Raw genomic sequence first — 22690 nt, 5'->3', positions numbered from 1 at the left:
GAGACTATTGTGAATTATATACTTGTTGGGTTGGTGAGGAATCAAGAAACAAGGAATTAGACCAAACAATCAATATTAGTATGTTTGATATGGATGACATTGAAATAGCCGAGAAAACTCTACTCACAATAAAAAAATAATTCTTCAACTAACGGATGCTTTACTTCAATAAGGAGTGAAGCCTTTTTTCTTATTGAACTAACGAAGCAGTTTACTTCCATAAGCAGGAAGTAAACTTTTTTTGTTGAATAAACATTAATGGAAAGAGAATACAATTAAAAATGAACTAATTAATAATAAGGAAGTTCTATGGGTTCAGTTGTTAGTCTAATTAGGAACGAGATTTTCCGTCTTATTAAACTAACGGGGCAGGTTAGTTGAAGATGAACAAAATTAAACGTAATTGAGGGAGAGAAAGATGAACCTATTCGAAGATGATTTAATCAAGGAATACCAAGAATGGAAATTAGCAAATCCAAATTCATTTAGTTGGTGGAATTACGTTAATCTAAAAGCTGATTTACATACTGCTTTGGCGTTTGCTAAATTCTTTTCTCCTGAACTTCTTGAAAAAGAAGACTGTTTAATATTAAAAGATAAATATGAAGAAGGACTGTTTAACAGTTGGATGGAAGGTTGCCAAGGTAACAAAACTGAAATAGAAAAAATAATGAATCTATATGAACTCAACGATTTCTTTCACATTAACAGGAAAGATGATGAAGAAGAAATTCAATTAAGGGCATTAGGGGAAGTTCTTAAACATTTTTGGTCAATGACATTTAAACTGAACTATCCTAACAGAAATATTGTAATTGAGGTATTTGAAGAATATGACGAACAACTTTTCATCACTGTTTTTGAACAGTTATAACTTCTTTCTTCTTCAACTAAAGGGTGCTTTACTTCAAGAAGGAGTGAAGCCTTTTTGTTCACTACCTAATAAATAGTAAACACATTACTAATTATGATATAATTACCAAAATTAGCGGAGGCTTATAAATGAGCTATGATTCAGTTTTGGCTTTTTTACCAATCATAACTATCTTGTTTTACATAGCACCAGTTGTATTTGTGATTTGGTTTATGATTAAATTCTTAAAAATACAGCAGGAAAAGAACAAAATACTACGTTCTATTTCTGACAAACTAGATAAGCTAAATTAGACGGGGAAACCCGTCATTTTTCATGTCACAGTTTGTGTCAACTCTAAAATAAGTCTTCTTCAACTCACGGGTGCTTTACTTCAATAAGGAGTAAGGCCTTTTTCTTCTTTAACTAACGGGGCAGTTTAGTTTAATAAGAGATCCCGATTTGTAGGACCAAAAACAAACTCTTTACTTTATATCGTACTATACGATACAATCGTAATTAACGATATAAAGGAGTGGTATTTGTGAACAGTAAAGTTTCACTAATAAATCAATATTGGACAGATATTTATTTTCATTTACATTATCTCCATAAAGAAAAAATCTCTCATCAAGTGGTCCGTATTCTTCAACTTGTAGATAAAAAGGATGAGATAGGAGTAAATGAAATTGCTTCATACATACAGGTTTCCCATAATACTGCCTCGGAACACATTAAAAGAATGATTGAAAAGAACTATTTAATAAAGGGGAGAGATCCTCTTGATGAAAGAAAAGTAATTCTTTGTCTAACGGGTTATGGTAAAGAAGTTTTACATAGAAATACTAGTTTAGATGAAGAAAAATTAGAACAAGTGTTGAATCAACTTGATGACAATGAAAAGAATTTAATAGAACAAGCCCTAAAAATCTTAAGTGAGCGTGCAAAACAATGTATGTAATAACGAAAATTATTGCTTCAGCAATCGTTATTGGTGTTGTTACGGAGATTTCAAGAAGATTTCCTTCATATGGAGGAATAATAGCTGCTCTTCCTTTAGTAAGTTTACTAAGCATTACATGGCTGTATGTCCAAGGGGAACAAACAGCAACGTTAAGCAAGTTTGCATTAGGGGTACTTTGGGGATTTCCTGCAACTGCTGTTTTGTTAGTAATCGTTTATATAGCCCTACAAAACTCCGTTCATTTATTTATATCCATTGGTTTAGGAGTATGTGGCTGGTTGATATTTTTATTGGTTCAAGATCTTGCTTTAAAATACGTTAGAGTTCTGTTCTTCAACTAACGGGTGCTTTAACTCAAAACGAATAAATTTTTATAGTTTATAATAATGCAAGGTTTTAAGCGTTTGTTGATATTCTTTTTGAGTGTGAATGTTTGAAAGCTATGTAATCTAAGGATATGATAAAGGAAAGATTTTCAAGAAAAATTCCACAAGGATAGATTCGTATATTCATGTTTTTCTCCTTCAAAAAATAATTCTTGCAAATATTTTTTCCCAATTCAGTATGAAGGACTGGCATTAAAGCAACTAGAAATGTTTGAAGGAGATTGTTAATGGAATATGTTTTATTGGTAATTGTGGGATTGATATCTGGCATCGTGGGTGCATTGGTTGGTTTAGGTGGAGGGATCATTCTGGTGCCTGCGACTCTTTATATTGGTGGAACACTTGGATTGATTCCAGGAATTACTCCTCAGAATGTCGTTGGACTTTCTGTTATTATGATGATTTTTACGGGACTAGCCTCTACATTGACCTATATGAAATCCAAAACAGTTGATTACCGCAGTGGTCTGATCTTTTTTGCTGGAAGTGTTCCAGGAACGATTTTAGGAGCTTGGGTGAACAAAGGTTTGGATTTGCCTTCATTTAATTTGTATTTTGGCATTTTAATGATTATTATTTCGACCATATTAATGGTTCGGAAATATTTAAAGCCTGTAGAGTGGTTTGTGAAACACGGTAAGCAAAAGACTTTCACAGATGCTAACGGACAAAATTACATATACGGATATCCTGTATGGTTCGCACTGTTATTGACCTGCGGAATTGGTTTCGCTTCTGGATTGTTTGGGATAGGTGGTGGGTCCATAATTGTACCAGCCATGATTTTACTATTCTTATTCCCACCACACGTTGCGGTCGGAACTTCCATGTTCATGGTGTTCTTATCCGCTTTGGTTAACTCAGCCAGCCATATTTCGCTGGGGAATGTTCCATGGTTATATACAATTCCAGTCGTACCGGCTGCTTATATTGGAGCCAAAATAGGAGCAAACTTAAATCAACGTATCCAATCGGAAACATTGGTATTTGCTCTGCGTATAATTTTATTATTACTTGGTGTTCGCTCGATTGCTGCAGGACTGATGGGATAAGGAGTTGGCCAAATGATTGAAACCATTCATTTTTATCATACTAATGATTTACATAGTCATTTTCAGCATTGGCCACGTATTCATGAGCTCGTGACAGCACGAAAAAAATGGCATGTTGAAGAAGGCGAATCGAGTTTCACGATAGACTTGGGAGATCATATCGACCGTTCCCATATTTTCACGGAAGGAACACTAGGCAAAGGAAATGTGAATCTCTTAAATGAAGCTCTATATGATGTTGCTACTATAGGTAACAATGAAGGTATAACTTTGTCATACGATGAATTAGAAAATCTTTATGAAGATGCACAATTTAAAGTCGTGGTAGGAAACTTGTTTAATCAAAATGGGGAAGTTCCAAATTGGTTATTGCCAACCACTTTTCTTACAACGATGCATGGTACAAAGATAGGTGTGACAGCCCTAACTGCTGAATACACTCAGTTTTATGAACAGCTCGGATGGCGAGTAACGGATGCATTTGTAGCTTTAAAAGCCCATATTGAGCAACTAAAAGGTGAAACTGACGTCATCATTTGTATGTCTCATTTGGGGATTCAAGCAGATGAAGAAATGGCAGAGCAATTTCCCGAAATTGATGTCATTTTTGGGGCACACACGCACCACATTTTACATGAAGGAAAGCTGGTCAATCGTTCCCTGTTAGCAGCCGCTGGCAAGTTTGGATATTACGTAGGGCATGTGACTCTAGAATACGATTTGGAAAAGAAAGAAGTTATAAAGAAACATGCACTTTTGTACGATACAAATGAATTGCAAGAAAGTGTCGACGAAGAAGGATTTCTAAATAATTTGGTCAATGTGGGCAAAAACCTTTTATCAGTTCCAGCGTTTTACCAAAAGGAACATCTTCCAAAAGAATGGTTCAAGGATTCCGCTTTGTCGACTTATTTTGGGAACGCATTAACCACATTTTGTAACACCGAATGTGCCCTGTTCAATGCAGGCTTGTTCTTAACGGACTTACATAGAGGAGAAATATCACATTTTGATATTCACCAAATGATGCCTCATCCAATCAACCCTTGTGTCATTGAACTGACTGGAGAACAATTAAAAGATATTTACAACTTGTCGTTAAATGAAAGCTGGCCAAATCTTGAAATTAAAGGACTGGGCTTTCGTGGGGTAGTGATGGGTAAAATGATTACCCATCAATTTAAAGTAGTTGAGGATGATTTGTTTATACGTGGGCGTCTCATTGAACCTACAGTCAAGGTTCGATTGGCAACTCTTGATATGTTCACATTTGGTTATTTCTTTCCAGCATTCAAAGAATTGCCAAAGACTTACTTTATGCCAGAATTCATTCGTGACATTCTAATTGCATATGGTCAAAAGAACGAATATAGGAATAATTGAGGCTTCCTGGTCGTAACATGACCTAGGAGGCTTTTTTTGTGCGATTACGTAAAATATCAAAAAGGTCAGTTTATTGGAAAGGGAATAACATTGTTCCTTTGCTATTTGTTTTTATCGTGATCTCCGTTGCTTTAATGTTTTATCTCGTCAACGTTCGCCTGACTCCAATTTACTTAGATTATGCAGAAGTTCAATCCAATAAAATTGCCTCACTTGTCGTAAGTAAAGCAATCAACTCACGCACTGCTGATGTGATGGATGTAAATGATATAATTGAAGAAATACCAACGGACCAACCCAATATGGTAACGACGAAGTTCAAGACGGATATCATCAATCGGGTACAGGCGGAAACTAGTCAATTGGTGCAAACCCACTTGGAGCAGGCTGAAGAAGGGAACTTGGATAATTTACCTTATTTAGATGACATCGAGTATGATCCACAGGCAATGGAAGATAACGGTGGAATTGTGTTTTATGTACCGCTTGGTCAAGCAACGAATATCCCGCTTCTTGGTAATCTGGGACCAAAAATTCCTATAAGATTCCATGTGATCGGCAATGTGCAATCAGACGTAAAATACGAAATCACGGAGTTTGGAATTAACAATGCAATGGTTGACGTGAGCATTGTTATTGAGGTCACTGTACAAGTCATTGTGCCGCTGGCAACTAAATCGACGAAAATTAAACGAAAAATACCTGTTGCACTAGGAATCATCCGAGGACAGGTTCCTCAGATCTATACAAAAGGTGAAGGAAATACTCAACCTTCAGTAGAAGTACCATTACAGCCCCCAGCAGCCCCAACTTCACCACCACCTGAATGAGTTCGTACAAAGAGACCAGAGGGAGAGGTATCACGGTAAGTTAAGATGCATGCTGGTTCAAAATTAAAAGCAAAAATAAAGCTCCTCTTACACAGAGAAGCTTTATTTTTTGATTCCAGAGAAGGTTGTGGGACGTGTTCGAATATGGTACATTGACAACAGTGAGTTACTTGCCTACATAGTCTGAAAAGAATGGGGTTACAATCATGACAACTAAACAAACACATATTCGAAAACCAGCTTGGTTAAAGATTAAATTAAATACGAATGACAATTATAAAGGTCTTAAGAAAATGATGCGTGAAAACAATTTAAATACTGTATGTGAAGAAGCGAAATGCCCAAACATTCACGAATGCTGGGGTACTCGACGTACAGCAACGTTCATGATTTTAGGTGCAATTTGTACACGTGCATGTCGTTTCTGTGCAGTTAAGACGGGTTTACCGAATGAACTTGATTTAGCAGAGCCAGAACGTGTAGCAGATTCAGTTGTCATGATGAATCTAAAACATGTCGTCGTAACCGCGGTTGCGCGAGATGATTTAAAAGACGGTGGTTCTGCTGTATTCGCAGAAACTGTGCGTGCCATTCGTCGCAAAAACCCATTCACAACGATCGAAGTTTTGCCTTCTGATATGGGTGGGATAGAGGAAAATCTACAAATGCTGATGGATGCAAAACCTGATATTTTAAACCATAATATAGAAACAGTTCGTCGTTTAACACCGAGAGTTCGTGCACGAGCAAAGTACGATCGTTCACTAGAATTTTTACGTCGTTCAAAAGAAATGCAACCTGATATTCCAACAAAATCTTCTCTTATGGTGGGTCTAGGTGAAACAAAAGAAGAGATTATTGAAGTAATGGATGATCTGCGAGCAAACAATGTGGATATTATGACAATTGGGCAGTACCTACAGCCATCTAAAAAACATATTGCAGTTCAAAAATATTATTCACCGCTCGAATTTGGAGAACTACGTAAAATTGCGATGTCCAAAGGTTTCTCACACTGTGAAGCGGGACCATTGGTTCGTAGCAGTTACCATGCGGATGAACAGGTAAATGCAGCAGCAAAAGAAAAACAGCGTCTTGGTGACGAGCAATTAACTCTCACAACAAGTTGATGGAGCGTGAATTGATGATTACAATCGATCGATGGGAATATGAAATTCTGATAGATTATCGGGAAGCATTTAAAGAAGAGGCTTTTCAAGATCGTTATAGTGAAATTTTAAATAAATATGATTACATTTTGGGCGACTGGGGTTATGGACAACTTCGCCTGAAAGGTTTCTTTGATGATAAAAATCAAAAAGCGACTTATGATACGAAAGTCAGTACGTTACAGGATTATTTGTATGAATACTGTAATTTTGGATGTGCGTACTTCATATTAAAAAAATCTGGACCAGCAAAACCGGTAGCAATTTTAGCTGCAATAGAAGAAACACCACAAACAGAAAACCTCGATTTGGATGTTCCATCATCCTAATCGAGGTTTTTTCTTATCCTAAGACTCAGTTAAACGTTATCGATGTGTGTCTCATTCTTCAAAAGTGCTACTCCTGCGGTTACTCGTCGCAAAGAATATGATCAAAACTACCTTTGACCATATTCTTTGGGGCTTGCTAGGTGCAAAGATAGTTCGTCCGCGGAAAGGGGCAAAGATTCCTGCTTTTTATAAAATCAACAATGAATGCTTAGCCTAATAATTCCTGCAAATAATCGCGTAGTTCTGCGGCTTCTTCTTCGTTGCGGTTATAGACATGTTCCAAATAACCTTCTTCTTCTAAATCATCAGAGCCCAATATAGCAAAACGATTATATTGAATATCCATTACGAGTACTTTTCCGAAAAAACGGCTACTTTGCAAAATTGCTAAATCATATCGTTGAGACTCACCTGTAAAGCTAACAAATCTCGTTTTTGTATCTTCCACATCATCATATAAGAAAAATCGTTCCATTTGGCAGTTCTCCTTCCACTCCTAGCAATTATGGTACTATAGGATGGAAAAGACAATCAACTTAGAACTGATAAAGTGAGGGAACCTTATGTATTTTGTAGACCGAAAAAAAATTAATCATACATTGAAGTATATGACAACACTTATGGAAATGCTGGAGACATCAGTGAATTCTTCTATGAATGAATTTGAAAAATTGGCATTGGAGCGAATTGCTCAAAACATTATCGAGTCCATGATTGATGTTGGGAATTCCATGATAGACGGCTTCATTATGAGAGACCCAGGCAGCTATGATGACATCATTGACATATTGACTGACGAAAAAGTGATATCTGTTGAGATGGACGCACCTCTAAAAGAAGTAATTGGACTTCGTAAAATGCTGGTGCGAGATTTTATGAGCGTTAATCATAAGGAAGTGCAAACTATATTGCAATCAAATTTCCAGGAGTTAAGACAATTTCCAGCGAGTATTGAGCATTATTTAACGCATGAACTTGGGCCAGTGTCTGCATTTTTACCAGAGGATTAAGCATGAAAACTTATAAATGTTATTGCATTGACCTGGATGGAACAGTCTATCGTGGTAAACAGCCGATAAAAGAAACAGTACAATTTGTTCACCATTTACAACACCAAGGAATAGAACCTTTTTTTGTGACTAATAATGCTTCTCAGACACCGGACCAAGTGCTATCGAAGCTTGCAGGCTTTGGGATTATAGCAAAGCGCAGTCATATTATGACTTCTGCTTTGGCGGCAGCGAAGTACATTGCACTTCACTACCCTGGAAAAGAAGTTTCAATGATTGGGGAAAGTGGATTGAGGGAATCACTTCTTGAGAAAGGAGTGTGTATAGTGCCTTCTTCGAAAGAAGTGTTTGTGATGGGAATCGACCGGGATATCACATATGAGAAAATTGCACAGGCCAGTCTGGACATCAGACAAGGAGCAACGTTTATATCTACAAACAGTGATCGTGCTTTCCCAAATGAAAGAGGCTTGATGCCAGGTAATGGTGCGTTTACAGCGTTGATTCAAAGTTCTACTGGAGTTGAACCTATTTATATAGGAAAGCCGCATGGTCATATGCTTGAAATGATTCAGCTTGAACATCAGTATTCAAAAGAGGATATGGTGATGATTGGAGACAATTATGATACCGATATTATGGCGGGAATAAATTTTGGAATTGACACGATTCACGTCAATACGGGTGTGACTTCTACGGAAGAAGCATTGCTGAAACCAGAACGTCCAACTGTAACTCTTGAAAATTTAGTGGAATGCATATAAAAAAGGAGCTGCATCTACGCAGCTCCTGAGTATTAAAAAAGTGGATTTTCATCTATATATTCATAAATCTTCTTAGTAAGCTCATCTGGCGAATCAGCTTCTACGACATCACCATTAACAACTGCAAAAAAAGATTCAGCACATTTTGTACAATAACTTAAACACCCGTATTCCAGAACGTCTAAATTTGGGTCTCGTTCTAATTGTTCAAACGTTTTTTGCGAACCATTCGCTAAATTACTGACACAAAATTCTACCATTGGATTAAACACGTTCTTCACCTCGCTACATCGCCATGCTACTCTTTTTTTTTTCGTTCGTCAATCCGAGTGTCTTATTGTGAAACTTCTCACAATGATTTATACTTACAACGTAAAGAGATAGACTGTATATAAAATGCTCAAGGGAGATTTTTTTATGAAAAACTTAGTTTTACTGGGTGGTGGATACGGCAACATGCGTATGTTGCTTCGTTTACTGCCAAATAATAATTTACCTGAAGATGTACAAATTACATTAGTGGACCGTACACCATTCCATAGTTTGAAAACAGAGTTTTATGCATTGGCAGCAGGTACTGTTCCTGACCAGGAAGTCCGAGTATCCTATCCAGAACATGAACGTTTGAAAATGGTCTATGGCGAGGTCGTAGAAATCAACCGTGAAGAAAAAATGGTCGTGCTTTCTAATGACATACAAATCCCATATGATGATGTAGTAATTGGATTAGGTTGTGAAGACAAGTACCATGGTGTGCCTGGTGCAGACGAATTCACGTTAAGCATTCAAACGATAGGTCGTTCACGTGAAACATTTAACAAACTATGTGGATTGCCATCTGGATCTGTTGTCGGGATTGTCGGAGCAGGATTAAGTGGAATCGAACTTGCCAGCGAATTACGCGAATCACGTCCGGATTTAGGAATTAAATTGTTCGATCGAAGCCCACGTATTTTACGTGACTTCCCGGAACGATTAAGTAATTTCGTGAAAAAATGGTTTGATACCCACAATGTCGAAGTCGTCAGTAATTCTAATATCACAAAAGTGGAGCCAACTGTTTTGCATAACCATGAAGAGACGATTGAAGTGGATGCAGTGGTGTGGACAGCAGGTATTCAACCTGTCGCTCCTGTGAGAAACATGAATACGGAAACTGATTCAATTGGGCGTGTTGTGTTGTCTCAATACCATAACTTACCCGAAGATGAACATGTTTATGTGGTAGGTGACTGTGCAGCGTTGCCATATTCGCCAAGTGCACAAGTTGCGGAAGAACAAGCGGAACAAATTGTTGAAGTGCTTCAAGCACGTTGGAAAGGTAAAGAGCTGCCTGAAACGATGCCTGAAATCAAACTAAAAGGATTCTTGGGTTCTTTAGGGAAAAAACAAGGTTTTGCTTACTTGGCAGACCGTACAGTCACTGGACGTATCGCACGTTTACTAAAATCTGGTGTGCTATGGATGTACAAGTGGCATAACGGATGATGAATAGAAAGAGACCTGGAAGTGAAATATAACTTTCAGGTCTCATTTTTTGTTTATTTACTGATAAAACCATGTTTTTCTAGTTCAACAAAAACGGGTTGCAGTTGGATATAGCCCTCGCCAACCACTTCTCCAGCAACTAAAACGAGTGGGAAAAAGTATTCTTCTTCCAATACTTGAGTGGCAATTTCTTGTTGTCGTTCATTATCCACTGGTTTTTCAATGTCAATATAGGTTATTTCATAAGGATGATTAGGGTATTTACGATCGATTGCCGCTTGCAACCATTCGTACGTATCTTTGGATGTAGGTGCGTTTACACAGCTGGCACAAACGACATCTGCACCATAAATTTCAATTGAAACTAATTTTTTCTCCATGATAATTTTCTCCGTTTCGTATGTACTGATGGATTTTTTCTTCTCTTCACATTATAATAATTATAAGGAAAGGGGTCGAAATAAATGACTGATACAATGACAGAACAAGTTCAAGAAGTATTAGATAAATTACGTCCATTTTTACTCCGCGATGGTGGAGATTGTGAGCTTGTCGATATCGAAGATGGCATAGTCAAACTTCGTCTTCTTGGTGCATGTGGTAGCTGCCCAAGTTCTACAATAACACTAAAAGCAGGTATTGAAAGAGCTCTTTTGGAAGAAGTTCCAGGTGTTGTGGAAGTTGAACAAGTGTTTTAATTCCTAAAAGTGAAATTGCATTGCACTGTCACTTGTAGTTATACAATACGAGCTGATAATGCTAGTTGATTTTTATGCTGAACAATTTGGGGCCTTAAGAGGCTCCTTTTTTATACTTATCTTTTTTTCATTATACCCAAAACGTTGGTTATATCGATAGTCAAATTAAGTTGTTCTAGTTGTATGTGTTTGAGCAAAATTGGTATCATAAATGATAGAAGGAAGGTGTAACGGATGACACATGTTGTCGAATTATCAGAAGCTGCAGCTTACCAGGTTAAAGAAATGATGAGTCATAATGACGAGCAAGGTTCCTTTTTACGGGTAGCCGTTCATGGCGGTGGTTGTAGTGGTCTTTCATATGGGATGGGTTTTGAACACGACAAGAAAGATTCAGACATTACACTGGAACAGCATGGCTTGACCATCCTGGTATCGAGTGAAGATGCAGCCATCATAAATGGTACCGTAATTGACTATAAGCAATCGTTGATGGGTGGAGGGTTCACTATTGAAAACCCAAATGCCATTGCGTCTTGTGGTTGCGGTTCATCATTCCGAACAGCGAGCAAAACAGGAACACCAGAAAATTGTTAAGACAACCAATTTTTGGTCTTTTTCTGTAAATTCAAACCTTTTACTCTTGGCAGGATTATATTGAAATCAAAACCTAAGAGGTATATTATAGAGGATAGTACATTTGTCGAAAAAAGAGACAAATTCGCTTTAGTCTACTTGAAGTATGTAAATACTTCTTTTTTCTTTGACTAAACGAATAAATATAAAACTATTTAAAGGTGGTTTCGATCTTCGTGAAAAGACCGACAATTTTAGTATTAGGCGCCGGCTATGGCGGTTTAGCAACAGTAGTCAACTTACAAAAAAACATTGGACCTGACGTAGCAGATATTACATTAATTAACCAAAATGATTATCATTATGAATCTACATGGTTACATGAGGCTTCAGCAGGAACATTAAGACCAGATCAAGTACGTTATGACATTGCAGATGTAATTAAATCAGATAAAGTAAAATTTGTGAAAGCATCTGTAGAAGGAATCGATATTCCTGGGAAACAAGTAACAACTGATAACGGTGTGTTTTCTTATGACTACCTAGTAATCGGTCTTGGATTCGAAGGCGAAACTTTCGGGATTCCAGGTTTAGATAAATACGCTTTATCGATTGCGAATGTAAAAGCAGCTCGTCAAATCCGTGAGCATATCGAATATCAATTCGCTACTTGGTCAATGGAAGACGTAAAAGATGATAGCCGCTTAACAATCGTTGTTGGTGGTGCTGGGTTTACCGGTATTGAGTTCCTAGGTGAACTTGGTAACAGAGTTCCTGAACTTTGCAAAGAGTTCGATGTACCACATGAAAAAGTACGTGTTGTTTGTGTAGAAGCTGCACCAATGGTATTACCAGGATTTGATCCAGAATTGGTTGAATATGCAGTTGGTCACCTACAAGCAAAAGGAATTGAATTCTCAATTGGAACACCAGTTGTTGAAGCAACTCCTGAAGGTGTGAAAATTAAAAAAGGTGAAGACGAGTTTGAATTTGTGAAAGCTGGTACAGTCGTTTGGGCTGCAGGCGTTCGCGGAAACCGTTTAATCGAACAAACAGGCATTGAAAACATGCGTGCCCGCGTTAAAGTTGAAAAAGATATGCGTGCTCCAGGTCATGATGATGTATTTATCGTTGGTGACTGCGCATTGTTGATTAATGAAGAAGTAAACCGTCCTTACCCACCAACAGCACAAATTGCAATGCAACAAGGTGTGACAGTGGCGAAAAACCTTATCGCTTTAATCAATGGAGAACAAACAGAAACATTCGTACCTGATTTAAAAGGTAGTGTTTGTTCACTTGGTGAACATGACGCAATCGGTGTAGTTTTCGGTAAAAAAATTACAGGCACAAAGGCATCATTTATGAAAAAAGTAATTGATAACCGTTCTCTTTTCATGATTGGCGGTCCTTCACTAGTTGTGAAAAAAGGTAAATTTAACGTTCTTTAATAATAGATTAAATTTCGCCCATCTGGATTATCCAGATGGGTTTTTTCAATCTAACCGAGTTGGTTTTCTAACAAACCGGAAATATTTGAAGGATTTAAATGAGTAATGAGGATTCTCTAGAAAATAGAAGGCTGAAACTTAAGTAATTAATGGGCGGGTAATGCATATATAGGATGAAGCAGTTGAAGGAGCTTATGGTTTTGAAAGAATGAGAAAAGAGGAGTAAAATTAAGCAAAATAGAGATAATATTTAATGTATTCGTTTACATTTAGATGATGTATGGTTTACAGAGGATTTCCTGTATGTTATATTATCAGAATATTAAGAATTAAAAGGAGATGGTCAATATGACAACTTACAAAAAGGATGTTAAAGCCAATCAATGCCCATATTGTAAAGGAAATGGATATTTCCAATTACGTCTTGGTGGTTCTGAAACGTGTTCGTGTTGTGCAGGTTCTGGAAGGAAAAAGTAGACTCTGAAGGTTCTTTTCGTAAATAATTCGAAAAGAACCTTTTTTGTTGGCATTAATGAGTAATATGGACGATCCCTTAAGCTTCTTATGTGCTTCAACATGTTACAGTCCGTTGAACAACTCACATGGATATTGAAAGGAACATACCAATCATGTAAACTGTTGAAAGGAACGCATGGAGGGAACAATTCAATGGACGGTAATTTTACACTTGTAACGGTTATGTTATCCGTATTAATATTTCTAGTAATGTTTTTTGGGATTGGTTTTTTACTCAATATGTTACTTCGCATGACATGGTTAATGGCAATTGTTTATCCAATAGTCGTTATCTTGATTATCGATGAAGTGGATTTTTTCGAGTATTTCACAGCGCCTGTTATGGCATTTCAAGCACTTGGGGAAAAATTAATGGCACTTCATTTCGCGGATATTTTAGTTTTATCTAGTGGCTTGGTTGGTGCGATCATTGCAGGAATTGTCATCAAAATGTTACGTAAAAATGGATATCAAATGTTTTAACAGAAAAGCAGTGGAGCTCTCAAAGGAGATCCACTGCTTCTTTTATACGAGAAATACATAAATGATTATGGAAATGAAAATTCCTGTTAAAGCGCCCATAAAAACCTCGCTCGGTTTGTGTCCAAGTAGTGTTTTCAGCTCTTCAATCTTTTCTTCATCTTTTTTATGTGCCCATTCTTTAGATTGATTAACAAAAATCTGAAAGTCAATACGCATTTGGTTAATAATGATTGCCTGCTGACCTGCCTGGAAACGAACTCCTGAAGCATCAAACATAACGATGATTGCAAAAATGGCGGATACAGCGAATAAAGGTGAACCGAGACCGGTTTCAAAAGCAACCGCTGTTGTCAAAGCTGTTACAGCTGCTGAATGAGAACTTGGCATACCACCGGTTGAAGTGAAAAGTTTCCAATCGACTTTCTTGGTTACTAAATAGGTGATTGGGATTTTTACGAATTGAGCAAATATGATTCCGAATAAGGCTGCGAGGAGTGGAATATTTGTAAGAATGTCCATAGTGGTCCACCCTTTCGTGTTGAATTGTTTAGTAAAGTATACCACATCTATAGGGCTCTAAAACGCGTAATCTTAGTAGATGACAGATAATTCGAAAAGCGTAACATATTCGTATATAATAGAAGTCGAATGTAAATAGATGGAGGGGTTTTTTGTGAGAGTAGACGTTGCAGGTATTAATTTTAATGATGTACAAACTGAAGTATTAATCGTAGGTACTTATAAACATCCTGAAAACACACAAGGATGGTCTGACTTTGTTTCTTTCTACGGTTCATCCTTAGAAAAATGGTTGAAAACTGGCGATGTCTCGACTGATCGCAAGAAATTGACTAAATTACCAACACTTCAAGATGGCAAACTTTTACGTGTTTTCTTTGTAGGGCTTGGTGATCGTAAAACACTGAAGCAAGATGATTTACGTGAAATTTTTGGAACAATCGGAAAAGAACTTGTTGCTTCCAAAACATCAAATGTCTCCATTTGGTTGGATTCGTTTATCAATGAGGATATCGAAATTGAAGATGCGGCTTACCTATCTGCAGAAGGCATCGGAATGGGACTTTATAAAGTGCCAAATTACAAGACTTCTTCAAATGAAGTTGACGCATACCTAGACCATGTTGAATTGCTGACCAATTCGGATGAACAAGAAATTTTAGCTTACTTTGAAGTGGGACAAGTGTATGCAGAAGCAGTAAATGAAGCACGTACTCTCGTTAATATGCCTTCAAACGTTTTGACCGCTAGGAATATGGCAGAATACGCAAGAGAATTGGCAGAAACGTATGATTTTGAATATGAAGAACTTGGAAAAGCAGAAATGGAAGAACTCGGTATGGGTGCGATTTTGGCTGTTAACCAAGGATCAACAGAAGAACCAAGATTAATGGTTATGAAATACCGTGCAAATGAAGAGTGGAACGATGTCGTAGGCCTAGTAGGGAAAGGGATTACTTACGATACAGGTGGTTATTCCATTAAACCTAAGGATGGCTTAGTAGGCATGAAAGGTGACATGGGGGGGGCTGCAGCTGTTTTAGGTGCAATGCGCATAATCGGGGAAACACGCCCGAACAAAAACGTCATAGCAGTCATTGCTTCAACGGATAATATGATTTCAGGTAATGCGTTCAAACCTGATGATGTTATTACTTCTTTAAGTGGAAAAACGATTGAAATCCTGAATACGGATGCTGAAGGACGCCTTGTGTTAGCAGACTCCGTCACATACGCAAAACAACAAGGAGCTAACTACATTGTAGATGTTGCAACGTTGACGGGTGGCGTAATTATCGCACTGGGGAAAGATAAAACGGGTGCATTGACAAACGACGAAACATTCTTTGAAACATTCTTGGAAGCTACTGTTGAAACAGGTGAGTTTGTTTGGCGTTTGCCATTAACTGAGAGTGACAAGAAACGAATTCGGAAAAGTGATGTAGCCGATTTAAACAATTCACCGGGACGCGACGGGCACATGATTTTCGGGGGAGGATTTGTTGGTGAATTCGTTGAAAATACCCCTTGGATCCATTTGGATATCGCAGGTACATCAGATGCAAGTGCTGCTCACGATCTAGGACCAAAAGGTGGAACTGGTGCGATGGTTCGTTCCTTAGCGACCCTTATTGAACGGATGAGCTTGGAAAATACAGAAGAAAATTCTTAATATAGTGCTCTAAGAAGTAAATTAAGAAAGCATAATATTCTATAGAAAAGTGGCCAATTTTTATAAACTGGTCGCTTTTTTTGTGAATTGGAGTAGTGCATAGTTGGAAAAGTGAAAATTCACTCGTTCCTTCACTGCTAGTTTTGGGCAGGACAGATTAGACCAAAAGCTATTTGGACCTAATCGAAGCAGAATATCATTGTTAAAGGTCTTAATATTAGAAAGAACCTGATTTTATTTGGAGTTCTAGCTAATAGGCTATGTACATATGTCACACTTTCTTTTTCTCATACGTTAGGAAAGAGAGGAGGGGACATATGAATCGCAGGCATTTTGGTGGAGGATTTGGAGGATTTGGCAGGGGTTTTGGAGGGCTAGGCTTTTTTGGAGGTCCATTTTTAGGAGGTTTGGCAGGAAGTTTGCTTGGTCAATCACTCTTTAATCAACCTTATTATCAACCTTATCCGTATTACCAATACCCATATCAATATCCATATTATCCATACTATCCATATTATCCATACGGCTATTAAAAAAACGCTTTTGCTGTCCCAGAAGGGGAGGAGCAAAAGCGTTTTATTATTACCTTGTGCTTTATACATTTCTTATTGCTTAGATCCAAGCGCCAGCCTTTCTGGGCGCTTTAAGCATTTCTTTGTTCATGTTTTTTTCTTCGTTCAGCTACAACGGGAGCCAATTCATCTTTCACTGATTTATCCCAAAGTTTAACTCCTGATAAATAGGCAGAGCGGCCGATGACATGTCCACCAACTGGACCTGTGATAAATAAAAATACAATGCCTAGCAGAATACGTGTATTAATATGGCCTTCAATTAACCAAAAGTGGAGGAATACACCTAGCAGGATGAACATCACCCCGAGCGTAGCGCTTTTGGAAGCAGCATGGGTACGGGAATATACATCAGGCAGGCGAATCAAGCCAATTGCGGTGACAAGAATGAAAATTACCCCAAAAACAATACTAGATACGATAAGAATATTAGCGATGATCGTTATCACGTTGGATAATCTCTCCTTTCTCTAAAAACTTAGAGAAAGCCACTGTGCCTATAAATGCTAATATAGCGAGCAGCAAAATGATTTCAAGGAAAAAGCTGGTATCAACGAGAATAGAAAATATCCCTATCATTGAAATTAGTGCAACACCCAATGAATCCAGCGCTACAACTCTATCAGGAACAGTAGGACCGACAATTAATCTATAGATAAAAGCCAACATGGACAGGCTAATCAGTACGACTATGACCCAAAAGAATACCATCATTAGCGGCTCACCTCCTGTATGGCTTTTTCAAATGTGTTTTTAATCGAATCGATTGCTTCATCAGCATCATCATAATGCAATGCATGGATATATAAAATTTTGGAATCCTCAGATACGTCGATAACAAGGGTACCAGGTGTCAGAGTTATTAAGCTTGCCAAAAGCGTGATTTCCCAATCCTTTTCTAAAACAATTGGAAGTGCAAAAATGGCAGGTTTGATTGGCATCTTGGGTTGAATAATTAACACCAAAACCTGAATATTAGCCATGATCAATTCTTTTAAAAATAGAATAATCAATTTAATAACAGCCCACACGCGATTCATATAGAAACGTCCCGGAAAAAAACCCTTCATAATCCATAGCATGAGCATCCCTAATAAAAATCCGACGATAAACGTGGAAGCATTAAACGAGACGGACAAAAACATCCAAAGAAAGGCAATAAAAAAGTTTAGCATGATTTGAAAAGCCATCTTACGCACCCCCTAAAACAGCTTTTATATAGAGAGCGGGTTCTAGCATTACATTTGCAGCATCACTCATATAAGGAACCAACCACTCTGAGCCTACACCATATAAAACACTGATTCCTACTAAAATGACTGCAGGCATAAATAATCCGCGATAATGCTGTTTTGTAAGAGGTTGTATATGAGCCGGTTCACCCCAGAATGCATAAATGAAGATACGGACAACAGATAATAAAACAATTAAACTTGAAAGTAAAATCAAGATACTTCCCCACAAATTCCCTGCTTCAAATCCACCTTGTACAATAAGCAATTTTCCTATAAATCCACTCAAAGGTGGTATACCGGCTAAGCTAAATGCCGCTATTAAGTAAGTCCATCCAAGCATCGGATAAGTTTTAATCAGTCCACCCATTTTTCTTAAATCAGATGTGCCAGTTATAGCAATGATGACACCAATTAATAAGAACAAAGCCCCTTTAATCAATATGTCATGGATCAAATAAAATACAGAGCCCATTAGAGATGCTTCGTTCATTTGGGATGCACCAAATAAAATGACTCCTACAGCAATAATTATGTTATATATGATGATTTTCTTTACATCAAAGTAAGCTAATGCACCAATACATCCGGCAATGATCGTCAGGATTGAAAGTATCATCAGCATTTCGTGTGTAAAACCTTGATCAAACGTGAAAAACAGAGTGTATGTACGCATGATGGCGTATACGCCTACTTTGGTCAGTAATGCCCCGAATAAGGCCAATACCGGAATTGGTGGTGCTGCATATGAGCTAGGCAACCAAAAGAAAAGTGGAAATATTGCACCTTTCAATCCAAATACAAGTAGGAATAATACAGCGATGACCGTGATGATTCCCGGTTGATCGATTTGTGCGATTTTCACTGAAATATCTGCCATATTCAAGGTGCCGATGACCGAATACAAATAAGCGACAGTGACAACGAATAAAGCAGATGAAATGACATTCACCAAAATGTACTTTATGGATTCTCGTAATTGTTCTTTTTCTCCACCGAGTACAATTAACAAATAGGAAGACATAAGTAATACTTCGAAAAATACGAACATGTTGAAAATGTCGCCTGTGGTAAATGCGCCATTCACACCCGTTAACATGAACAAAATTCCAGGGTAGTAGAAATAGGATTCTCGATCCTTTCCGATTGATGAAAAGCTATACCATACAACAAAAAGGGTGATCAATGTGGAAGACAGGACGAGCAAAACGGATAACATATCCGAAACCATTGTGATTCCAAATGGCGCAGGCCAGCTACCGAGTGTTATGGCTTGAATACCATCTGTTTTCACTTTAAAAAGAAGTACAAGAGTTACCCCAAAGGTCAAGACAAGTGCAACAGAAGCGACTACTCGTTGTGCAAGTATTTTCTTTGGAAAAAGCATTAAAATCATGGCAAAGAAAAAAGGAAGCAAGATGGGGAACAAAAGCAAATTAATCATGATCTTCAGTTCCTCTCATTAAATTCATATTATCAGTGCCTAATTCCTGATAAGCTCGGTATGCAAGTACCAAGAAAAATGCAGTCACACCGAAACTAATGACAATAGCAGTCAGGATAAGTGCTTGAGGCAAAGGATCTGCATAATCTGTCACGCCAGGGGAGACAACTGGAGGAGCGGAACCTCCAAGTCCACCCATGGTCAAAATCAGTAAATGCGCCCCGTGACTGAGTAAGCCGGTACCGATGATAATACGCAACAGACTTTTAGATAGCATTAAATAAACTGCGGCCATAAATAGAAAACCGATGACAAAACACATGATAATTTCCATCAATCATCAGCTCCAATCGATTGAATTATGGTCATCGTAACACCGACGACTACTAAATATACACCAGTATCAAACAACATGGCCGTATGTAACGATTGTTTTCCCAACAATGGAAGTTCGAAATAATCAAAGGCATGTGTAAAGAACGGAACATTGAAGAAAATAGATCCTGCAGCTGTGCTTAATGCCAATAGTAATCCGATTGCGGTCATTACTGTATAGTTGATCGGCAAAGCAGTGGTGACGGTTTTCAAATCAAAAGCAAGCAGTAGCAAAACGATACCACTTGCAGTCAATAAACCGCCTACAAACCCACCACCGGGTGTATAATGACCAGCAAAGAAAATGTGAATCGAAAAGAGAAAAATGATAAAGAAGATGATCTTTGTAGTTGTTTGTAAAATGACATCATTGGTCTTCAATTCGATTCACCTCTTTCTTTTTCGTCAGTCTCAATCTAATCATCGCAATAATTCCAAGGGACGCGATTGCGAGAACCGCAATTTCAAATAAAGTATCAAATCCACGATAGTCAACTAAAATTACATTTACAATATTTCCGCCACCGGCTTCTGTATAGACCGTTTTTTCATAATAAGATGAAATGGAACTAACAAGTTTTTGTGAATGGGCAGATAGTGCAACAATGGTAACAGTAACGCCTACCCCGATTGCAACCAGTGCATTAGCCAGTCGGAATTTCATCCGGTTTTCGTGTCGATTTAATTTTGGTAAATGATAAAAAGCTAATAGGAACAGGGCAACGGAAACTGTTTCAATGACTAATTGGGTTAGTGCCAGGTCTGGCGCATTAAAGATGACAAAGAATAGAGCAACAGAATAGCCTACTGCACCCAACGCTATGATGGAGGTCAGTCGGGACTTAGCAAACAAAATGGTCAATGTCCCAGCGATCAATACAAGGACGATAACCAATTCGTAAAAATGTATCGGTGCCACAGTGGCAAAACTGACCTCAAAAGCATCCTTAATGAAAACGGTACCAATTGTCAGAAGTACAATTCCCGTAAACATATACACTAAATATGAGCGTATGAAACCAGTCATATAAATTCTTGACAGACGGTTTGTCCCAACTTCACTTAAAAACATCATGAAGTCATACAGGCGATTTAAAGTGAAACCTTGTGGGAACTTATTGTACAGTGGTTGCCATTTGGACAATGTTGCATAAAGAAGATAACCCAAAGCTACAATGCCAATTGTCATCCATAATTCAGCATTCGGCCCATGCCAAGCTGCGATGTGAATGTCTACATCTTCTGGGACAGAGTAAAGAAATGGTTGTATTGCCACGACAGCTGGTTTTACCAGAACGTCACCAATGAGATTAGGGATGAAGAATATAGCTACTACAAGTGACCCTAAAATAGCTGGTGAAATGAGCATACCAATAGGTGCTTCATGTGCTTGTTTTGGTAAAAGGTCTGGTTTGTGTTTCCCGGTAAACGTGCGGAATACAAAATAAAAGCTATACACAAATGTGAACACACTTGCAATCCATGCAATGATAGGGAACAACATCCCCCAAGTATCAAAAGCAAAAAAATCAAACTCTGGAATGGAGAGCATTCCAGAAAGGAACATCTCCTTACTCAAGAAACCGTTAAATGGAGGGAGGCCAGCCATTGAAAAACTTCCAATAAGAGCAATGGTGAAACTGATTGGCATTAAACTCATTAGGCCACCAAGTTTTCGAATATCTCGTGTACCTGTCTCATGGTCGACGATGCCCGCAATCATGAACAGACTGCCTTTAAATGTGGCGTGATTCACTAAATGGAAAATGGCCGCAAAAGCAGCATATTTAAAGATGGAATTATCATCTTCAATTCCTGTGTGTAATGAAATCGCTCCTGCTCCAAGTAAAGACATAATCAGTCCGAGTTGGCTTACTGTGGAGAATGCCAAAATGCCTTTTAGGTCTGTTTGTTTCAAAGCGAAGAATGATCCCCATAACAAGGTTAATAATCCTATTCCAGTCACAAGCCAAATCCACCATTCAGAACTTGCGTAAATCGGCGTGAAACGAGCAACTAAATAAAGGCCAGCTTTAACCATTGTGGCTGAGTGTAAGTAAGCACTGACGGGAGTTGGGGCTTCCATTGCATCCGGTAACCAAATGTAGAATGGAAACTGTGCAGACTTGGTAAAAGCACCAAGTAATACGAGAATAAGCGACCATACAAACCATTCGTGATTAGCGAGCTCTGGAGCCGAAGCAATCAATTCTCTGATTGAGTAAGTGTCACCCATAATTGAGAGAAGAACGAAACCACCCAGCATCATCAATCCGCCAAATACTGTAATCATCATGGATTTTAATGCACCAAAGCGCGAACGATCTCGTTTATACCAATACCCAATTAATAAAAATGAAGAAATTGATGTCAATTCCCAGAAAAAGTACAAACTTATTAGATGATCTGATTGAACAACGCCCAGCATTGCTGTCATGAAAAGCAGCAAATAAACGTAGAAATTGTGTAATTGCTCACGTGTTTTATCCAAGTAGAATATTGAGTAAAGCACAACCAATGTACCGATACCTGTAATGAGCAAAGAGAATAACAAACTCAAACCGTCTATGTATGATGTAACAGATATGTTCAAAGAAGGGATCCAGTCAAAAGTGGATGTAAATGATTCTCCATTCTTAACCTTTGAGAGAAAGGTCGTATAAAGACCAAATAATATGGCTGGTACTGCTAAAACAAACCAACCGGTATGAATGCCAGGAACTTTTTTATATAAAAAAGGAATCACTAGTGCGGCAAGCATTGGGATGAAAATAAGATAGACAAAAGACAAGTTAATCCTCCTTTTTTGAAAAATCACAAATTCTCACTATAAAGTCAATTATAACGTACATATGTAGTGTTTGCATGGGATACTCTTGCCAACTCAGTGAGTTTGCTCCTAACTTTACCACCAATGATAAATA

29 protein-coding genes are annotated in these 22690 nt (G+C 37.9%); 18 read left to right on the top strand and 11 right to left on the bottom strand.

Going from position 1 to position 22690, the window contains the following annotated elements:
* Window positions 1-418 precede the first annotated feature (418 nt).
* The 8 genes from HMPREF1210_RS12295 to HMPREF1210_RS12260 all read left to right on the top strand — a co-directional run bounded on the left by HMPREF1210_RS12295 (window position 419) and on the right by HMPREF1210_RS12260 (window position 6966).
* Complete coding sequence (locus HMPREF1210_RS12295) at window positions 419-874, top strand: hypothetical protein (protein ID WP_016429017.1); 456 nt, start codon at window positions 419-421, stop codon at window positions 872-874.
* Between the two features lie 523 nt (window positions 875-1397).
* Window positions 1398-1814, top strand: a complete 417-nt coding sequence (locus HMPREF1210_RS12290) for a MarR family winged helix-turn-helix transcriptional regulator (RefSeq protein WP_016429015.1) — start codon at window positions 1398-1400, stop codon at window positions 1812-1814.
* Complete coding sequence (locus tag HMPREF1210_RS12285; RefSeq protein ID WP_016429014.1) at window positions 1805-2158, top strand: DUF3147 family protein; 354 nt, start codon at window positions 1805-1807, stop codon at window positions 2156-2158. Before HMPREF1210_RS12290 ends, HMPREF1210_RS12285 begins: the two co-directional genes overlap by 10 nt.
* A 272-nt stretch (window positions 2159-2430) precedes the next feature.
* On the top strand, window positions 2431-3255 hold the full coding sequence (locus HMPREF1210_RS12280) for a sulfite exporter TauE/SafE family protein (protein ID WP_016429013.1): 825 nt from the start codon (window positions 2431-2433) through the stop codon (window positions 3253-3255).
* Between the two features lie 12 nt (window positions 3256-3267).
* The gene (locus HMPREF1210_RS12275) at window positions 3268-4638 is read left to right on the top strand and encodes a bifunctional UDP-sugar hydrolase/5'-nucleotidase (RefSeq protein WP_016429012.1); all 1371 of its coding nucleotides are present in this window, start codon (window positions 3268-3270) and stop codon (window positions 4636-4638) included.
* A 38-nt stretch (window positions 4639-4676) separates the two neighbouring features.
* Complete coding sequence (gene yunB / locus HMPREF1210_RS12270; protein WP_016429011.1) at window positions 4677-5468, top strand: sporulation protein YunB; 792 nt, start codon at window positions 4677-4679, stop codon at window positions 5466-5468.
* 206 nt (window positions 5469-5674) lie between these two features.
* The gene (gene lipA / locus HMPREF1210_RS12265; RefSeq protein WP_016429010.1) at window positions 5675-6598 is read left to right on the top strand and encodes a lipoyl synthase; all 924 of its coding nucleotides are present in this window, start codon (window positions 5675-5677) and stop codon (window positions 6596-6598) included.
* Window positions 6599-6612: 14 nt separating this feature from the next.
* The gene (locus HMPREF1210_RS12260; RefSeq protein ID WP_016429009.1) at window positions 6613-6966 is read left to right on the top strand and encodes a YutD family protein; all 354 of its coding nucleotides are present in this window, start codon (window positions 6613-6615) and stop codon (window positions 6964-6966) included.
* 208 nt (window positions 6967-7174) lie between these two features.
* On the opposite strand, the gene HMPREF1210_RS12255 is transcribed toward HMPREF1210_RS12260, so the two are convergent.
* Window positions 7175-7441 carry a DUF3055 domain-containing protein gene (locus HMPREF1210_RS12255; protein WP_016429008.1) on the bottom strand — a complete coding sequence of 89 codons (267 nt, stop codon included), beginning with the start codon at window positions 7439-7441 and terminating at the stop codon, window positions 7175-7177.
* Between the two features lie 88 nt (window positions 7442-7529).
* Between HMPREF1210_RS12255 and HMPREF1210_RS12250 the strand changes: the two genes are divergently transcribed.
* Both HMPREF1210_RS12250 and HMPREF1210_RS12245 read left to right on the top strand, forming a co-directional pair.
* Window positions 7530-7976, top strand: coding sequence for a DUF86 domain-containing protein (locus HMPREF1210_RS12250; protein ID WP_016429007.1), 447 nt, complete (start codon window positions 7530-7532; stop codon window positions 7974-7976).
* A gap of 2 nt (window positions 7977-7978) precedes the next feature.
* Window positions 7979-8740, top strand: coding sequence for a TIGR01457 family HAD-type hydrolase (locus HMPREF1210_RS12245; protein WP_016429006.1), 762 nt, complete (start codon window positions 7979-7981; stop codon window positions 8738-8740).
* Window positions 8741-8772: 32 nt separating this feature from the next.
* Here the strand turns inward: HMPREF1210_RS12245 and HMPREF1210_RS12240 are convergent, their stop codons facing one another.
* Window positions 8773-9000, bottom strand: coding sequence for a YuzB family protein (locus HMPREF1210_RS12240; RefSeq protein ID WP_036660166.1), 228 nt, complete (start codon window positions 8998-9000; stop codon window positions 8773-8775).
* A gap of 157 nt (window positions 9001-9157) precedes the next feature.
* On the opposite strand from HMPREF1210_RS12240, the gene HMPREF1210_RS12235 reads away from it, so the two are divergent.
* Entirely contained in the window at window positions 9158-10228 is a 1071-nt protein-coding gene (locus HMPREF1210_RS12235; RefSeq protein ID WP_016429004.1) for an NAD(P)/FAD-dependent oxidoreductase, read from the top strand.
* 53 nt (window positions 10229-10281) lie between these two features.
* On the opposite strand, the gene HMPREF1210_RS12230 is transcribed toward HMPREF1210_RS12235, so the two are convergent.
* The gene (locus HMPREF1210_RS12230) at window positions 10282-10608 is read right to left on the bottom strand and encodes a YuzD family protein (protein WP_016429003.1); all 327 of its coding nucleotides are present in this window, start codon (window positions 10606-10608) and stop codon (window positions 10282-10284) included.
* A gap of 84 nt (window positions 10609-10692) precedes the next feature.
* Here HMPREF1210_RS12230 and HMPREF1210_RS12225 point away from each other — a divergent pair, with 84 nt between their 5' ends.
* The 5 genes from HMPREF1210_RS12225 to HMPREF1210_RS12210 all read left to right on the top strand — a co-directional run bounded on the left by HMPREF1210_RS12225 (window position 10693) and on the right by HMPREF1210_RS12210 (window position 13952).
* Window positions 10693-10926: a NifU family protein gene (locus HMPREF1210_RS12225; RefSeq protein ID WP_016429002.1), complete on the top strand. Its 234-nt coding sequence runs from the start codon at window positions 10693-10695 to the stop codon at window positions 10924-10926.
* Between the two features lie 234 nt (window positions 10927-11160).
* Window positions 11161-11523: an iron-sulfur cluster assembly accessory protein gene (locus HMPREF1210_RS12220; protein WP_016429001.1), complete on the top strand. Its 363-nt coding sequence runs from the start codon at window positions 11161-11163 to the stop codon at window positions 11521-11523.
* Window positions 11524-11738: 215 nt separating this feature from the next.
* On the top strand, window positions 11739-12953 hold the full coding sequence (locus HMPREF1210_RS12215; protein WP_016429000.1) for an NAD(P)/FAD-dependent oxidoreductase: 1215 nt from the start codon (window positions 11739-11741) through the stop codon (window positions 12951-12953).
* 348 nt (window positions 12954-13301) lie between these two features.
* Window positions 13302-13430, top strand: coding sequence for a YuiA family protein (locus HMPREF1210_RS18240; protein ID WP_016428999.1), 129 nt, complete (start codon window positions 13302-13304; stop codon window positions 13428-13430).
* Between the two features lie 192 nt (window positions 13431-13622).
* The gene (locus HMPREF1210_RS12210) at window positions 13623-13952 is read left to right on the top strand and encodes a YuiB family protein (protein WP_016428998.1); all 330 of its coding nucleotides are present in this window, start codon (window positions 13623-13625) and stop codon (window positions 13950-13952) included.
* Window positions 13953-13994: 42 nt separating this feature from the next.
* Here HMPREF1210_RS12210 and HMPREF1210_RS12205 read toward each other — a convergent pair whose 3' ends face one another.
* On the bottom strand, window positions 13995-14471 hold the full coding sequence (locus HMPREF1210_RS12205) for a divergent PAP2 family protein (protein ID WP_016428997.1): 477 nt from the start codon (window positions 14469-14471) through the stop codon (window positions 13995-13997).
* A 139-nt stretch (window positions 14472-14610) separates the two neighbouring features.
* Between HMPREF1210_RS12205 and HMPREF1210_RS12200 the strand changes: the two genes are divergently transcribed.
* Window positions 14611-16143, top strand: coding sequence for a leucyl aminopeptidase (locus HMPREF1210_RS12200; RefSeq protein WP_147640349.1), 1533 nt, complete (start codon window positions 14611-14613; stop codon window positions 16141-16143).
* Window positions 16144-16460: 317 nt separating this feature from the next.
* Window positions 16461-16676 (top strand): hypothetical protein, encoded by a 216-nt coding sequence (locus HMPREF1210_RS12195; RefSeq protein WP_016428995.1) that lies wholly within the window; start codon window positions 16461-16463, stop codon window positions 16674-16676.
* A gap of 110 nt (window positions 16677-16786) precedes the next feature.
* On the opposite strand, the gene mnhG is transcribed toward HMPREF1210_RS12195, so the two are convergent.
* Genes mnhG through HMPREF1210_RS12160 form a run of 7 tightly spaced genes read right to left on the bottom strand, consistent with a single transcriptional unit; the run spans window position 16787 to window position 22557 of the window.
* Window positions 16787-17164: a monovalent cation/H(+) antiporter subunit G gene (mnhG, locus tag HMPREF1210_RS12190; protein ID WP_016428994.1), complete on the bottom strand. Its 378-nt coding sequence runs from the start codon at window positions 17162-17164 to the stop codon at window positions 16787-16789.
* Window positions 17145-17429 (bottom strand): Na(+)/H(+) antiporter subunit F1, encoded by a 285-nt coding sequence (locus tag HMPREF1210_RS12185; protein ID WP_016428993.1) that lies wholly within the window; start codon window positions 17427-17429, stop codon window positions 17145-17147. The genes mnhG and HMPREF1210_RS12185 overlap by 20 nt, the downstream gene beginning before the upstream one ends.
* Entirely contained in the window at window positions 17429-17905 is a 477-nt protein-coding gene (locus HMPREF1210_RS12180) for a Na+/H+ antiporter subunit E (RefSeq protein ID WP_016428992.1), read from the bottom strand. The genes HMPREF1210_RS12185 and HMPREF1210_RS12180 overlap by 1 nt, the downstream gene beginning before the upstream one ends.
* A 1-nt stretch (window position 17906) precedes the next feature.
* Complete coding sequence (locus HMPREF1210_RS12175; protein WP_016428991.1) at window positions 17907-19391, bottom strand: Na+/H+ antiporter subunit D; 1485 nt, start codon at window positions 19389-19391, stop codon at window positions 17907-17909.
* Window positions 19384-19725: a Na(+)/H(+) antiporter subunit C gene (locus tag HMPREF1210_RS12170; protein WP_016428990.1), complete on the bottom strand. Its 342-nt coding sequence runs from the start codon at window positions 19723-19725 to the stop codon at window positions 19384-19386. Before HMPREF1210_RS12170 ends, HMPREF1210_RS12175 begins: the two co-directional genes overlap by 8 nt.
* Window positions 19725-20147 (bottom strand): Na(+)/H(+) antiporter subunit B, encoded by a 423-nt coding sequence (locus HMPREF1210_RS12165; protein ID WP_016428989.1) that lies wholly within the window; start codon window positions 20145-20147, stop codon window positions 19725-19727. The genes HMPREF1210_RS12170 and HMPREF1210_RS12165 overlap by 1 nt, the downstream gene beginning before the upstream one ends.
* Window positions 20134-22557: a Na+/H+ antiporter subunit A gene (locus tag HMPREF1210_RS12160; protein WP_016428988.1), complete on the bottom strand. Its 2424-nt coding sequence runs from the start codon at window positions 22555-22557 to the stop codon at window positions 20134-20136. Before HMPREF1210_RS12160 ends, HMPREF1210_RS12165 begins: the two co-directional genes overlap by 14 nt.
* Window positions 22558-22690: the final 133 nt, after the last annotated feature.

Source organism: Paenisporosarcina sp. HGH0030, from assembly GCF_000411295.1.
Classification (GTDB): Bacteria; Bacillota; Bacilli; order Bacillales_A; family Planococcaceae; genus Paenisporosarcina.
Note: the sequence above shows the minus strand (reverse complement) of the source record. Positions and strands in the feature narration are given on the sequence as shown.

Bases quoted from the DNA above. Each gene is read 5' to 3' on its own strand.
- HMPREF1210_RS12205 (WP_016428997.1), bottom strand. From the start codon at position 14,471: ATGGACATTCTTACAAATATTCCACTCCTCGCAGCCTTATTCGGAATC.
- HMPREF1210_RS12240 (WP_036660166.1), bottom strand. From the start codon at position 9,000: ATGGTAGAATTTTGTGTCAGTAATTTAGCGAATGGTTCGCAAAAAACG.
- HMPREF1210_RS12180 (WP_016428992.1), bottom strand. From the start codon at position 17,905: ATGGCTTTTCAAATCATGCTAAACTTTTTTATTGCCTTTCTTTGGATG.
- HMPREF1210_RS12210 (WP_016428998.1), top strand. From the start codon at position 13,623: ATGGACGGTAATTTTACACTTGTAACGGTTATGTTATCCGTATTAATA.
- HMPREF1210_RS12285 (WP_016429014.1), top strand. From the start codon at position 1,805: ATGTATGTAATAACGAAAATTATTGCTTCAGCAATCGTTATTGGTGTT.
- HMPREF1210_RS12235 (WP_016429004.1), top strand. From the start codon at position 9,158: ATGAAAAACTTAGTTTTACTGGGTGGTGGATACGGCAACATGCGTATG.
- HMPREF1210_RS12230 (WP_016429003.1), bottom strand. From the start codon at position 10,608: ATGGAGAAAAAATTAGTTTCAATTGAAATTTATGGTGCAGATGTCGTT.
- HMPREF1210_RS12295 (WP_016429017.1), top strand. From the start codon at position 419: ATGAACCTATTCGAAGATGATTTAATCAAGGAATACCAAGAATGGAAA.
- lipA (WP_016429010.1), top strand. From the start codon at position 5,675: ATGACAACTAAACAAACACATATTCGAAAACCAGCTTGGTTAAAGATT.
- HMPREF1210_RS12275 (WP_016429012.1), top strand. From the start codon at position 3,268: ATGATTGAAACCATTCATTTTTATCATACTAATGATTTACATAGTCAT.
- HMPREF1210_RS12185 (WP_016428993.1), bottom strand. From the start codon at position 17,429: ATGATGGTATTCTTTTGGGTCATAGTCGTACTGATTAGCCTGTCCATG.
- HMPREF1210_RS18240 (WP_016428999.1), top strand. From the start codon at position 13,302: ATGACAACTTACAAAAAGGATGTTAAAGCCAATCAATGCCCATATTGT.
- HMPREF1210_RS12220 (WP_016429001.1), top strand. From the start codon at position 11,161: ATGACACATGTTGTCGAATTATCAGAAGCTGCAGCTTACCAGGTTAAA.
- HMPREF1210_RS12200 (WP_147640349.1), top strand. From the start codon at position 14,611: ATGGAGGGGTTTTTTGTGAGAGTAGACGTTGCAGGTATTAATTTTAAT.
- HMPREF1210_RS12245 (WP_016429006.1), top strand. From the start codon at position 7,979: ATGAAAACTTATAAATGTTATTGCATTGACCTGGATGGAACAGTCTAT.
- HMPREF1210_RS12195 (WP_016428995.1), top strand. From the start codon at position 16,461: ATGAATCGCAGGCATTTTGGTGGAGGATTTGGAGGATTTGGCAGGGGT.
- HMPREF1210_RS12250 (WP_016429007.1), top strand. From the start codon at position 7,530: ATGTATTTTGTAGACCGAAAAAAAATTAATCATACATTGAAGTATATG.
- HMPREF1210_RS12255 (WP_016429008.1), bottom strand. From the start codon at position 7,441: ATGGAACGATTTTTCTTATATGATGATGTGGAAGATACAAAAACGAGA.
- HMPREF1210_RS12225 (WP_016429002.1), top strand. From the start codon at position 10,693: ATGACTGATACAATGACAGAACAAGTTCAAGAAGTATTAGATAAATTA.
- HMPREF1210_RS12260 (WP_016429009.1), top strand. From the start codon at position 6,613: ATGATTACAATCGATCGATGGGAATATGAAATTCTGATAGATTATCGG.
- HMPREF1210_RS12170 (WP_016428990.1), bottom strand. From the start codon at position 19,725: ATGGAAATTATCATGTGTTTTGTCATCGGTTTTCTATTTATGGCCGCA.
- HMPREF1210_RS12280 (WP_016429013.1), top strand. From the start codon at position 2,431: ATGGAATATGTTTTATTGGTAATTGTGGGATTGATATCTGGCATCGTG.
- HMPREF1210_RS12175 (WP_016428991.1), bottom strand. From the start codon at position 19,391: ATGATTAATTTGCTTTTGTTCCCCATCTTGCTTCCTTTTTTCTTTGCC.